Raw genomic sequence first — 13,700 nt, forward strand, 5'->3', positions numbered from 1 at the left:
GGCCTTAGCTTTTGAAGCTGTTCCTTTTGAGCTCGGTTCATTGAGCCAGGGCCCGAGCTCTCAGCTCTCCAGGTAGGTATAGCCGTCGAGACCGGCCTTCAGGTCTTCGAGCAGGTCTGCCTGTTCCAGCGCATTCAGGTTGGATGACTTGAGCTGACGCGCGAGGCGTGCGGCCAGCTGCTCCGGGTCGAAGTTCACGTAACGCAGCACCTGCGCCACGCTATCACCCTGAATCGCATGGGAAAGCTGCCACTGGCCATCGTCGTCGAGGCTGGCATCCACGGAATCGGTATCGCCGAACAGGTTGTGCAGGTCGCCGAGGATTTCCTGATAGGCGCCGACCATGAAGAAGCCGAGCAGCTTCTCTTCATCGGCATGCCATTCCGGCAGCGGCAGGGTGGCGTCCAGGCCCTGATCATCCACATAGGTGTCGATGCGGCCATCGCTGTCGCAGGTGATGTCCTGAATCACGCCACGTCGTGTCGGCGCGCGATCGAGACCGGTCAGCGGCAAAATCGGGAAGATCTGCTCGATGCCCCAGATGTCCGGCAGTGACTGGAACAGCGAGAAGTTGACGAACAGCTTGTCGGCCAGCTTCTCGTTGAGCTCATCGAGCACCGCGCGGTGCGAACGCTGGCGCGCATCGAGACGCCCGGCCAGGCTGCGACACACGTTGGTGTAGATGGCTTCGGCCTCGGCGCGGATGGCGATGCTCGCCAGCCCCATCACGAAGCGCTCCTGCACCTGATGCTGGGCATGCACCACGGCGTGGTAGATCTCCACCAGCTCACGCGGCTCGAGCTGACCTTCCAGCCGTGCGGCCTGCGCCCACAGCGCGGCGATCTGGGCATCGTCCTCGCGGCGTGCGGGCAGCGGCAGGTTCACGCGCTCCTCGCCGATCACGTCCGTCACCAGCACCGCATGATGGGCGGTCAGGGCGCGGCCGGATTCGGAGATGATGTGCGGATGCGGCAGGTCATGGGCATCACAGACGGCGTGGAAGGCGCCGACCACGTAGTCGGCATATTCGCGCATCGAGTAGTTGAGCGAGCAGGCGCTTTCCGAGCGGGTGCCTTCGTAGTCCACGCCCAGGCCGCCGCCGACATCGACGATTTCCACGCCGGCGCCAGCTTCGTGCAGGCCCTGATAGAAGCGCGCGCACTCGGCCAGGCCGCGCTGGATATCGCTGATGTCCGCGATCTGGGAGCCAAGATGGAAGTGGACCAGCTTGAGGCAGTCCAGCGCATCCACCTCGCGCAGACGCTCGACCAGCGCCACGATCTGGCTGGCGGTCAGCCCGAACTTGGACTTCTCGCCGCCGGTGTTCTGCCAGTTGCCCTTGCCGATGGTGGCCAGGCGCGCGCGCAGCCCGATGCGCGGACGCACGCCCAGGCGCTGTGCCTCTTCCAGCACCAGTTCCAGCTCGCTGGCCTTCTCGACCACCAGATGCACGCGGTGGCCGAGCTTCTCGCCCATCAGCGCCAGACGCACGTATTCGCGGTCCTTGTAGCCATTGCAGACGATCACCGACGGGCCGCTGTCCGACAGCGCCAGCACGGCGAGCAGTTCCGGCTTGCTGCCGGCTTCCAGCCCGACACGCCCGCGTGAGCGCTCGCTGGTCGCCAGCAGTTCCTCGACCACGCGACGCTGCTGATTGACCTTGATCGGGTAGACGGCGGTGTAGCTGGCGCCATAGCCGCGCGAGCTGATGGCGGCATCGAAGGCGGCGCACAGCTGCTCGACGCGGTCATGCAGGATATCGGCGAAGCGAACCAGCAGCGGCAGGCGCAGGCCCTGGGCGCGCGCCTTGTCGATCAGCGAGATCAGCGGCAGCGCAGGCGTGCCCGGCTCGCCATGCGGGCGCACCAGTGTCAGGCCATCCTGGCCCACGTCGAAATAGCCGCTGCCCCACTGGTCGATGTTGTAGGTGCGGCGTGCTTCGGCTGCAAAGGAGGTCATCGCGGTCTCCGGAGATGGACGGCGTGAAGGCAAGCCCGGCGGTGCTCAACAGGTGTGGGCAGCGTCGGAGAAGACAATGACGCCCGCAGGAATGCGGGCGCTCAGAGGGCGCATTATGCCTGCTGGGGGCCAGCAGGCAATTGCTTTGACGACTCGGTCAGTACGGAAGATGCCGATCAGGCCGGTTGCGTGGCCTCGGGCAGCGGCAGAGCGCCTTCCTCGATACGCCGACCCAGCAGCTGGCGGTACTGCGCCGGGTCCTTCGGCGTCAGGCTGTGGGCGGGCGGGTCCACGTAGACCACCAGCAGGCGTGACAGCCAATAGCGCAACGCGGTCATGCGCAGCATGCTCGGCCACAGGCGGCGCTCGTCGGCGTTCATCGGGCGCTCGGCCAGATAGGCACTGAGCAGGGCGTCGTAACGCGCCTGGTCCAGGCGGCCATCGTCATTGGAGCACCAGTCATTGACCAGAATCGACAGATCGAAGATCAGGTCGCCGGTGCAGCCGTTGTAGAAGTCGATGATGCCGCCGAGGCGGTCGCCGTCGAACAGGGTGTTGTCGCGGAACAGGTCGCCGTGCAGCGCGCCCTGCGGCAGCTCGACACCGCTGAAGACGTCTTCGCAGACATCGATCTCGTCGGCCATCAGCGCCTGGTCTTCCGGGCTCAGATACGCCAGCACCTTGTGGTGCATCGGCTTGATCCAGTGCAGGTCACGGGTGTTGGGACGGTGGCCGGTGAAATGCTGCGAGACGGCATGCATGCGCCCCAGCGCCGCGCCGATCTCGCGGCACTGGGCCACGTTGGGCGAGACCGGCCAGTTGCCCGGCATACGCGGGAACAGCAGCGCCGGCTTGCCTGCCAGCACCTTGAGCGCCTGGCCGTCGCGGTCGTGCAGCGGGCCCGGCACCGGCAGCTTGTGGCTGGCGAGGAAGTCGAGCAGCTCGACGAAGAAGGGCAGTTCCGCATGCTCGCCCTGCTCGAACAGGGTCAGCACCATCTCGCGGCGATCGGTGGTGACGAAGAAGGTCGAGTTCTCGGTGCCGTGCGCGACATCCTCAAGCGATGTCAGCGTGCCTGCGTCGTACTCTGCCAGAAATTCTGCGACCTGAGCGTCGCTCAGGGGGGTAAAGACTGCCATGGGTGACTCTTCTCGCCGAAATGTGTCCGCCCCGCCAGTGGCGCGCCGCCGGAGCGAAACGGCGGCAATGCGCTGACAGGAGTTGTTGTAGGTATGCAGGAAGGATGCCGCCACGCCCGGGGGCAAGAGATGTGCCGCGGGCGTGACGCCTGTCGCTGCTGGCTCAGCTGTCGCGTGAACCAGATGCCGAGCTTATCACTTTTTCAGTGCCCAGCCGGGTACCTTGAGCTGGCTGGCACTGGTGACGCTGGACTTGATGAAGTTGCCGTTGCCGTCACTGTCGAGCAGGAAGAAGGGCGCGCCGCCCTTGGGGATGATCTCGATGGCATATAGATGGCCATTGACGCGGTATTCGCGCAGCTGGCGGTCATCCTGCTGACGGCTGGTGATCTGCGGCTTGGGGGCCTCGCTCTCGGCGACGGCCAGCGGCGCACTCAGGGCGGTGACGGCCAGCAGCAGCCCGATGGCCAGCAGCGTGGGCAGGCGCAGCAGGGAATGCGGAGCAATGGAAGCAGTCGAGCGCATGACAATCCTCCTTTACACAAGCGCAGCCTGTATCAGGTTCCGCGTGCGAAAGTTCTGTGAGCAAGGGGCCTGCAGGCACGGTGCCTGAGAGCAAGCACCCGGTGCGTACCCGTGCAGAAGACAAGCGAATCGGCGCTGGCCTGAAACCTTGCCTGATGGGCGCAGTTTACGTCCCTTGCCGGCAGTGTGCACGACTTCCCGCCATCAATGCCGGGCGCAGAAGACACACGCGCCGAGGGTGGCGACTGTGCCTCGCCGCAGCCCTTGCGTATCATGACAGCCATAGCTGCCGAGAGGTTTTCGGCCCCGACTCTGCTTGCCCCAAGCTCACCCTTCAGCCTACGGATGCGACTGCTCATGGCCGCCACGCCGATCGTTCTCGTCGATGGATCTTCCTATCTCTATCGTGCCTTTCATGCTCTGCCGCCGCTGACCACCTCCAAGGGCCTGCCCACCGGTGCGGTGAAGGGCGTGATCAACATGCTCAAGAGCCTGATTCGCCAGTACCCGGACAGCCCCATGGCGGTGGTCTTCGATGCCAAGGGCAAGACCTTCCGCGACGACATGTACCCCGAGTACAAGGCCCAGCGTCCGCCGATGCCGGATGACCTGCGTCTGCAGGTCGAGCCGCTGCATGCCTGCGTGCGCGCCCTTGGCCTGCCACTGCTGTGCGTGGAAGGCGTCGAGGCCGATGATGTCATCGGCACCCTGGCGCGCATGGCGACCGAAGCCGGGCGTGACGCCGTCATCTCCACCGGCGACAAGGACATGGCCCAGCTGGTGAACGAGCACATCACCCTGGTCAACACCATGAAGAACGAGACGCTGGACGTGGACGGCGTCACCGAGAAGTTCGGCATTCCGCCGAACCTGATCATCGACTTCCTCGCGCTGATGGGCGACAAGGTCGACAACATTCCCGGCGTGCCGGGCGTGGGCGAGAAGACCGCGCTGGGCCTGCTGCAGGGCATGGAAGGCGGCCTCGACACCATCTACGGCGATCTCGATCGCATCAAGACGCTCAGCTTCCGTGGCGCCAAGACCCTGGCCAAGAAGATGGAAGCGCATCGCGAAGATGCCTATCTCTCCTACCGCCTCGCCACCATCAAGCTGGACTGCGAGCTGGAATATGGCCTGGATGACCTCGCGATCGCCGCGCCGGACACCGCCGCGCTGGTCGAGCTCTACAAGGAGATGGAATTCCGCGCCTGGCTGAAGGAGCTGCTGGAAGGCGGCGACATGGCGGCCACGCCGCATGCTGACGAGAAGGACAGCGGAGTCGCCGGCAGTGACCTGTTCGGTGACAGCATCGCGCCGGTCGCTGAAAAGGCTTCAGGCAAGGGCAAGACCGCCGCTGCGCCAACCCCTGATCTGGAAGCGGCGGAAGAGGGCGACGAGATGCCCGATGCGCTGCCGCCGCGTGAGGAGCGCAACTACCGCGCCATCACCGAGCAGGCCGAGCTGGACGCGTGGCTCGAGCGCGTGCGCAACGCCACCTCGCTGTGCTTCGATCTCGAGACCACCAGCCTCAACTACATGGAAGCCGAGATCGTCGGTATCGGCATGGCGCTGGAAGTCGGCGAGGCCGTCTACATCCCCGTCGCTCACAGCTATCTGGATGCCCCCGCGCAGCTGGAGCGCCAGGCCGTGCTGGAAGCGCTGACGCCGATTCTGGCCGATACCGCCATCACCAAGATCGGCCAGAACCTCAAGTACGACATCGAGGTACTGGCGCGCTACGACATCGCGGTGGCCGGCCCGCTGGCCGACACCATGCTGATGTCCTACGTGCTCAATTCCACCGCGACCCGTCACGACATGGACTCGCTGGCGCTCAAGTATCTGAGCGAGAGCACCATCAGCTTCACCGACATCGCCGGCAAGGGCGCCAAGCAGCTGACGTTCGATCAGATCGCGCTGGAAGAGGCGATGCCGTATGCCTGCGAGGATGTCGACATCACCCTGCGCCTCGCCGCGCTGCTGATGCCGCGCATCGAGAAGCTGGGGCGTCTGGATGAAGTGCTGCGTCAGTTCGAATATCCGCTGATTCCGGTGCTGGCGCGCATCGAGCGCAACGGTGTCGCGATCGACCCCGAGCGCCTGCACGTCCAGACCCGCGAGCTGACCGAGCAGATCCACGACATCGAGAAGCAGGCCTTTGAGCTTGCGGGCCGCGAGTTCAACCTCTCTTCCCCCAAGCAGCTGGGCGAGATCCTCTTCGAGGAGCAGAAGCTGCCGGTCAAGAAGAAGACGCCCAAGGGCGCGCCGTCCACCGCCGAAGCGGTGCTGGAGGAGCTGGCGCTGGACTACCCGCTGCCCAAGCTGATCATGCGTCATCGCGGCATGACCAAGCTCAAGAGCACCTACACCGACAAGCTGCCGCAGCTGGTCAACCCGACCACGCGTCGCCTGCACACCAGCTACCATCAGGCCGTCACCGCCACGGGGCGTCTGTCGTCGTCTGATCCGAACCTGCAGAACATCCCGGTGCGCAGTGACGAGGGGCGTCGTATCCGTCAGGCCTTCATCGCGCGCCCCGGCTATCGCATCGTCGCGGCGGATTACTCGCAGATCGAGCTGCGCATCATGGCGCACCTCTCCGGTGACAAGGGCCTGCTCTCGGCCTTCGCCGACAACCGCGACGTGCATGCCGCCACCGCCGCTGAAGTCTTCGGCACCGAGGAATCGCGTGTCAGCAGTGACCAGCGTCGCAGCGCCAAGGCCATCAACTTCGGGCTGATCTACGGCATGTCCGCCTGGGGCCTCTCGCGTCAGCTGGATATCGAACCCGGCCAGGCCAAGACTTACATCGAGCGCTACTTCGAGCGTTATCCGGGCGTCGCCACCTACATGGAAGACACTCGCCACCTCGCCGCCGAGCAGGGCTACGTCGAGACCATCTTCGGCCGTCGTCTCTACCTGCCGGAAATCGGTTCACGCAATCACGCGCTTCGCAGTGCCGCCGAGCGCACCGCCATCAACGCCCCGATGCAAGGCAGCGCCGCCGACATCATCAAGCGCGCCATGATCGACGTGGACGCCTGGCTGGCGGGCAGCGACGGCGCCGACAGATACGACGCCATGATGGTCATGCAGGTACACGATGAACTCGTCTTCGAAGTCGCCGAAGCGCAGGTCGAAGACTTCATGAAAGACGTCGCGCAGCGCATGCAGAACGCCGCCTCCCTCGACGTTCCGCTGCTCGTCGAAGTCGAGCAAGGCGACAACTGGGAAGAAGCGCATTAACGCGACGCACCATTATAGCAATCATCAAAACCCCGCTTCGGCGGGGTTTTTTGTTATTAACTTTGACAGTTATACTTATTAAGGCAAAAATATAAGCGCTAGCTTTTACACAGGGAAGAAGAAAAATGAGCTTGATAGAACGTTTCCAGCCATTGGTCCGTCGTGCACGCGATGAAAGTTCTCACATTACAACGGAAGAAGCCACAAAGACTGCGTTAATACTGCCTATGTTGCAGATATTGGGGTATGACGTTTTTAATCCTCGCGAGGTCATCCCCGAGTATATCGCCGACATAGGCAAGAAAAAGGGTGAGAAAGTAGATTATGCCATCATGAAAGATGGCGAGATCTCAGTTTTGATCGAGTGTAAGCCTTTAGGTATGAACCTTGATCAAGCTCACTTCACTCAGCTTTATCGTTATTTTAGTGTGACTCCTGCACGTTTTGGCGTACTCACAAATGGTGTGGAGTACCGTTTCTTCTCGGACTTGGATGACAGGAATAAGCTTGACGATCAGCCTTTCTTCCGCTTCGATCTGCTAGATCATAATGATCGTGATTTAGAAGAATTGAAGAAATTCAGCAAGAGTGATTTTGAGGTTGATAATATCCTTGGTTCTGCGAGTCAGCTGAAGTATATCTCGCTTATACAAGAAGAGTTTTCTTCTCTCATTACAGATGTGCCTGAAGACTTTGTGAAATTTATCGTGTCCCGTGTCTACGAAGGACGTATGACACAAAGTGTCGTGAGTGAGTTCAAGCCAACCGTTTATGATGCGATTCAACAGTTTATTCGTGAACAGGTAGATACTCGCCTCAAGAAAGCGCTTAACTCCAGTGACCTGTCAGTTAGCGATGTCATGAGAAGCGATCCTGCTGAAAAAGAGGCAGAGCCAGAAGACGGTATCGAAACCACGCAAGAGGAAATTGACGCCTATAATATCGTGCGAGCTTTGGTGTGCGATAAGGTCGATATTGAGCGTGTTGTTATGCGTGATACCAAGAGTTATTGCGGTATTTTACTTGATGATAATAATCGCAAGCCGATCTGTCGCCTTCGCTTTAACGGAAAAAGCATCAAAAGAGTTGAGTTCTTTGATGATGAAGCGGATAGAGTAGAAATCAAAGATGTTAAAGATATATTCTTGTTCAAGGATCGCTTGTTGAATACCCTGGATAAATATATTCAGTAATTTCAGATGTGATCAAGAAAACCCCGCCAAAGCGGGGTTTTCTTGTTTCTGGGCTGCTTTTCCTGGACAGGATCTCTGGTCCCCTCGTCTCTGTCCATACCCATAAAACGAGCATGAGAAAGCAGAAGCACTGGCCTCGGGAAGCCCCTACGACCACTGGCTACGTTGATCCTTGGCGGTGATAGGTCGATGCTGAAAGACAGCGTCCGGTTTTCCGGACGCTGGCTGCGTGATGGCGCAGCCCATAACAATCAGATCCGGCGGGTGTGGTGGCAGAGGGATACGGCTGCCCACGATGACCGGACACGCCAAGGGAGAGCGGTGATGGCTCAGCAGATGCCTGTGTCAGGTGCGGTGGGCGGGGAGAAGATGGCTGCCCCGCTGCGTGATGATCTACCTGCCACCTCGATTCATCTGGAGCGGGCGCGCCGCGAGTTGCTGCGTGCCGCGATGGATGCGGTGGAGGAGTGGGTTGTGGTGGTGGATGCCCAGGGCGGTATCCAGTTTCTGAATGCGCCCTATGCCGAGTTTCTCGGCGTCGAGGCCAGCGAGGTGCTGGGGCGCGATGTCAGCGAGGTGATCGAGAACACCCGCATGCACGAGGTGCTGGAGAGCGGACGCGCGGAGCTTGCCCAGCTGCAGCTGATTCGTGGCCACCACATGATTGCCCACCGTTACCCCATCTTCCGCGATGGCGAGCTGATCGGCGCCATCGGCTCGGTGCTCTACCACGACACCTGGGAATGGCGGCAGGTGAATGCTCAGGTTCAGGCGCTGGAAGCAGAGGTGGACTACTACCGTCAGGCGCTGGAAACCCCCACCGGCGCGCGCTGGCAACTGAGTGACATCATCGGCGACTCGCCGGCCATGCGGGAACTTGCCTGCAAGGTACGCAAGATCGCCCCCGGCGGCGCCTCGGTGTTGATCCGTGGCGAGTCCGGCACCGGCAAGGAGCTGTATGCCCATGCGCTACACCGCAGCTCGGCGCGTGCCAAGGGCCCCTTCATCAAGCTCAACTGTGCGGCGATTCCCGAAGCCCTGCTGGAAGCGGAGTTGTTCGGCTATGAAGAAGGCGCCTTCACCGGCGCCAAGCGCGGCGGCAAGCCCGGCAAGTTCCAGCTCGCGGATGGCGGCACGCTGTTTCTCGATGAGGTCGGTGACATGCCGCTGGCGATGCAGGCCAAGCTGCTGCGCGTACTGCAGGACCGCGAGGTCGAGGCGGTCGGCGCGACCCGTCTGGTCAGCGTCGATGTGCGTGTCATCGCCGCGACTCACCGCCCGCTGGAAGCGCTGGTCGAGAGCGGCGAATTCCGCGAAGACCTCTTCTATCGCATCAACGTGGTGCCCTTGAAGGTGCCGCCACTGCGCGAGCGCCGCGACGACCTGCCGACCCTGGCCACGCATCTGCTGTCACGCCTGGCGCGCCGCAGTGGTCGCCGCCCGCCGATTCTCTCCGAAGCCGCCCTCGAACGCCTGTGCGCCCACCACTGGCCCGGCAACGTACGCGAGCTGGAAAACGTGCTCGAAGCCGCCTTCTATCTGGGCGGCAGCCATATCCAACCGACCGACCTGCCGGATGCCATCGGTGCCCGGCATGGCGATGCGCGGCATAGCGATGCGCGGCATAGCGATGCGCGGCACGCCGCTACCCATCAAAGCGACTTGTCCACACCCGCTTCAGCGTCCGAGTCGTCCACAGCCGCCCGGGAATCGAACGCCACGCCGGCCACGCTGCGTGAGTCGATGGCCCAGGCGGAGCGCCAATTGATCGAGGACGCGCTGCGCGCCGCCGAGGGCAATCGCACCCGCGCCGCCCGTCAGCTCGGCATCGCCAAGTCCTCGCTCTACGAGAAGCTCAATCGGCATGGCCTGTTGGCCGAAACGCCCTGATCGACCGGCATTTCACCTTCCCGCCACCAACGAGTGGCCAAAGCGTCCGGAATCTCGGTCAGTGACCGGAATTCCGGACGCTTTGCGTTTCTCGCCAGCCCACGGCGTGCATACCCGCATGGGGTCTGCATTCCTCTATCGGCATATTCGACTGGAGTCGTAGACAGAATTCATGACAGCGCGCGACCTTGGTCGCAGCCCCGGCGACCTGAGTGTCCGGCTTTCCGGACGCTGTCGTAAGCCGATACTGCCGCGCAGGGCGCGGTGAGTTGCATCGCGCGGACCTTCCCCTCGTAGCTCTCTGAAATCATTGACGTTGTTGTGGCGTGGTCAGCCGCTTGCGTTGTCATCGGGTAAGTTGACGTAAGCGTCATCTTGCAACGTGGCTCATGTCCAGCAAGCCACAAGCCGTACGACCAGCGAGCACAACAACAAATCAGGGAGCCGCACCATGTCGCAACACGCCACGCCGTATCAATCGACGCCGACCCGCCGCCTGCGCCTCGGAGCTGCCATTGCGGCGGCCGTGGCCACCACCACCTTGATGGCCGCCGCGCCAGCCCAGGCGGAAGGGCCGAAACAGCTCGACGTCGCCAGTACCTTCTCGACCAAGAACTTCCTCGGTGCCGGTGCCGTGCGCCTGTCAGAGGAACTCAAGAGCGCGACCGGCGGCGAAGTCGGCCTGCGCGTGCACGAGCCGGGGGACCTGGTACCGGCCTTCGAAGTCTTCAACTCCGTCTCCTCCGGTGCGGTGCAGGCTGGTTGGGACTGGATGGGCTACTGGGCCGGCACGGTGCCGATCACCAACCTCTACGGCGCATTGCCGTTCGGCCCGAGCCCGGAAGCCTTCATGTCCTGGATGTGGGCCGGTGAGGGTACCGAGCTTGTGCAGGCCGCCTACGACCCCTACGGCGTGAAGGTGCTGCCGTGCTTCATCTCGCCGCAGGAAACCGGCGGCTGGTACAACAAGGAAATCAACTCGCCGGAGGACTTCAAGGGCCTGTCGATGCGTATCTCCGGCCTCGGCGCCAAGGTGCTCAACAAGCTGGGCGCCTCGACTCAGCTGGTGCCGGGCAGCGAGATCTACCTCGCGCTGGAGCGTGGCCGTGTCGATGCCACCGAGTTCTCGGTGCCGCAGGTCGATCAGGCGATGGGCTTCAATGAAGTCGCCAAGTACTACTACTTCCCGGGTTGGCACCAGAGCGCCAGCTGGTTCTCGCTGCTGATCAACCAGCAGGTGTGGGACAGCTACAGCGATGAACGCAAGGCGCAGTTCCAGACTGCCTGCCGCGCGACCCTGCAGTGGGCGATGGCCGAAGCGCCGCCGGCTCAGGTACGTGCGATCCACGAGCTCGAGGAGAAGGGTGTCGAGGTCAAGCGCTTCCCGGAGCCGGTGATGACCGCGCTGCAGGAAGCCTGGGGTGAAGTGCTGGCCGAAGAGAAGCAGACCAATCCGGACTTCGCCAAGGCCTACGATTCGCTGATGAAGCACGCCGCACTGATCGACGAATGGTACGAGCTGCAGGCCATGCCGCAGCCGATGGCCATGAAGCAGGCAGACAACGCTGACGAGGGTAGCGCCCAATGACCGACCCCCGCCTTGCGCCCTGGCGGGCACAGGGCGGGGCGGTGTGTGACGCCCTGGGTCGACCGCTGGTCGGCCTGGGGCTGTGGGTGGGTCGCCTGACCAGCTGGTTGGGTCTGGCGATCATCCTGGCCGTGCTCACCACCGTCACGCTCAACGCCCTGGGCATCAATGAAATCGCCAACTGGGGGTCGCCCGACGTGCTGCTGTTCGGCACCGCGATCACCATCAATTCCGTCACCGAGTTGCAGTGGCACCTGTTCGGTCTGCTGACGCTCTTCGGTGGCACCTACGCCCTGCACAGCGATACGCATGTGCGGGTCGACCTGTTCTATCAGCGCCTCTCGCCGCGCGGACGCGCCGTGGTCGATATCCTCGGCCACCTCATCATGCTGATTCCCTTCTGCCTGCTGATCGCCTGGCTGTCCAAGCACTTCGTCACCATGTCCTACATGTCCGGCGAGAAGTCCAACTATGGCGGTCTGGTGGACCGTTACCTGATCAAGGCGATGCTGCCGACGGGGCTGGTGTTCCTCGCCCTCGGTGCGCTGGGGCAGATCTTCGAGAATCTGGCCTGCCTGTTCGACCCGGCGCGCACTCCCGAGCGCCTGAAAGACCACGAGATTGCCAGTCTGGCCGGCCTTGCGGATCAGCAGAATGCTGCGCAAGCGACCACCGACGCCACGGCACCCCAGAATCATGCAGACGGGAGCCATGACAATGCTCGCTGAATACGCCTTGCCCATCACCATGGTGGTGGCACTTCTGATCGGTATCTTTTCCGGCTACCCGGTGGCCTTTCTGCTCGGCGGGCTGGGCATCCTGTTCGCCTTCATCGGCGACATCCCGCTGCCGTTTCTCGGCACCGTCGGTTCGCGCATCTTCGGTGGCGTGATCGAGAACTGGCTGCTGATCGCGATTCCGCTGTTCGTTTTCATGGGGCTGATGCTGGAAAGCTCCGGCGTGGCGCGCAATCTGCTGATGACACTGCAGCGGCTGTTCGGTCGCGTGCATGGCGGTCTGGCCGTCTCGGTGGCGCTGCTGGGCGTGGTGATGGCCGCCAGTACCGGCATCATCGGTGCCTCGGTGGTCATGCTGGGCCTGCTGGCGCTGCCGGTGATGCTGGGGCAGGGCTACAAGGCCGAGATGGCCTGCGGGGTCATCGCGGCCTCCGGCACCCTGGGCATCCTGATTCCGCCCTCGATCATGCTGGTGCTGATGGGCTCCATCCTGCAGATCTCGGTGGGGGCGCTGTTCAAGGCGGCGCTGATTCCGGGGCTGATGCTCGGCGCGCTCTACGTCGCCTATCTGCTGATCACCGCCAAGCTGCGCCCGGACTGGGCACCGCTGCCGGACCAGTCGCTGCTCGGCACCGACAAGACGCCGCTGCCGCTGGCACTGCTGCGTGACCTGCTCGGCCCGATGGTGCTGATCGTCGCGGTGCTGGGGTCGATCATGACCGGTATCGCCACGCCCACCGAGGCCGCGGCCATCGGCGCGGGTGGCAGCCTGCTGCTGGCGCTGGTGATGGGCGGGCTGTCCTTCTCCACCCTGCGCAACACGCTGCGCGATACCTCGCGCACGAGCGCGATGATCCTGTTCGTCGTCATCGGCGCGACCTGCTTCTCGGTGGTCTTCAAGCGCCTGGGCGGTGACTACCTGATCGAGGATGTCATCACCGGCACCGGCCTTGGCCCCTATGGCCTGCTGTTGCTGCTGATGGGGCTGATCTTCGTGCTCGGCTTCTTCCTCGAGTGGATCGAGATCAGCTTCGTGGTGCTGCCGCTGGTGGCGCCGGTGGTCGAGGCGCTGGACTTCGGTCTCGGGCTTTCCGGCCAGGGGCTGCTGGTGTGGTTCGCGATTCTGGTCGCCATCAACCTGCAGACGAGTTTCCTGACGCCACCCTTCGGCTATGCGTTGTTCTACCTCAAGGGCATCACCGCCGGGCAGGTGTCCATCGGCACCATCTATCGCTCGATTCTGCCCTTCGTCGGCCTGCAGCTGGCGGGTCTGATCCTGTGCATGCTGTTCCCGGCACTGGTGCTGTGGCTGCCGGGGCTGATGCCCTGACACACGCCGCTCGGGGCATCACAGGGAGGTGATGTCTGGGTAAGCAGAGAGCTGAGCAGCGCTATACGGCGTGAGGTCCGCAGGGGTGACCCT

At 62.9% G+C, this 13,700-nt stretch carries 9 protein-coding genes; 6 read left to right on the top strand and 3 right to left on the bottom strand.

The genetic code is table 11. The features are described from left to right. Nucleotides 1-60: 60 nt before the first annotated feature. The 3 genes from speA to R1T44_RS02690 all read right to left on the bottom strand — a co-directional run bounded on the left by speA (nucleotide 61) and on the right by R1T44_RS02690 (nucleotide 3,623). A complete protein-coding gene (gene speA / locus R1T44_RS02680) occupies nucleotides 61-1,959 on the bottom strand; it encodes a biosynthetic arginine decarboxylase (RefSeq protein WP_054555224.1) in 1,899 nt (632 codons plus the stop codon). 176 nt (nucleotides 1,960-2,135) lie between these two features. After that, the gene (locus R1T44_RS02685; RefSeq protein WP_248379758.1) at nucleotides 2,136-3,098 is read right to left on the bottom strand and encodes a homoserine kinase; all 963 of its coding nucleotides are present in this window, start codon (nucleotides 3,096-3,098) and stop codon (nucleotides 2,136-2,138) included. Nucleotides 3,099-3,293: 195 nt separating this feature from the next. After that, complete coding sequence (locus R1T44_RS02690; RefSeq protein ID WP_317292515.1) at nucleotides 3,294-3,623, bottom strand: DUF2782 domain-containing protein; 330 nt, start codon at nucleotides 3,621-3,623, stop codon at nucleotides 3,294-3,296. Between the two features lie 357 nt (nucleotides 3,624-3,980). Here R1T44_RS02690 and polA point away from each other — a divergent pair, with 357 nt between their 5' ends. From polA to R1T44_RS02720, 6 genes are all read left to right on the top strand, one after another. Further along, a complete protein-coding gene (gene polA, locus R1T44_RS02695; protein ID WP_317292516.1) occupies nucleotides 3,981-6,869 on the top strand; it encodes a DNA polymerase I in 2,889 nt (962 codons plus the stop codon). Nucleotides 6,870-6,994: 125 nt separating this feature from the next. After that, the gene (locus R1T44_RS02700) at nucleotides 6,995-8,062 is read left to right on the top strand and encodes a type I restriction endonuclease (protein WP_303570525.1); all 1,068 of its coding nucleotides are present in this window, start codon (nucleotides 6,995-6,997) and stop codon (nucleotides 8,060-8,062) included. Between the two features lie 324 nt (nucleotides 8,063-8,386). Further along, nucleotides 8,387-9,952 (top strand): sigma-54 interaction domain-containing protein, encoded by a 1,566-nt coding sequence (locus R1T44_RS02705; protein WP_317292517.1) that lies wholly within the window; start codon nucleotides 8,387-8,389, stop codon nucleotides 9,950-9,952. Between the two features lie 451 nt (nucleotides 9,953-10,403). Next, nucleotides 10,404-11,540, top strand: coding sequence for a TRAP transporter substrate-binding protein (locus R1T44_RS02710; RefSeq protein ID WP_225996532.1), 1,137 nt, complete (start codon nucleotides 10,404-10,406; stop codon nucleotides 11,538-11,540). Next, nucleotides 11,537-12,268: a TRAP transporter small permease subunit gene (locus tag R1T44_RS02715; RefSeq protein ID WP_107335668.1), complete on the top strand. Its 732-nt coding sequence runs from the start codon at nucleotides 11,537-11,539 to the stop codon at nucleotides 12,266-12,268. Before R1T44_RS02710 ends, R1T44_RS02715 begins: the two co-directional genes overlap by 4 nt. After that, nucleotides 12,258-13,607, top strand: a complete 1,350-nt coding sequence (locus R1T44_RS02720) for a TRAP transporter large permease (protein WP_054555227.1) — start codon at nucleotides 12,258-12,260, stop codon at nucleotides 13,605-13,607. Before R1T44_RS02715 ends, R1T44_RS02720 begins: the two co-directional genes overlap by 11 nt. Nucleotides 13,608-13,700: the final 93 nt, after the last annotated feature.

Origin of the sequence: Cobetia amphilecti (genome assembly GCF_032923285.1) — a bacterium.
Lineage (GTDB): Bacteria > Pseudomonadota > Gammaproteobacteria > Pseudomonadales > Halomonadaceae > Cobetia > Cobetia amphilecti.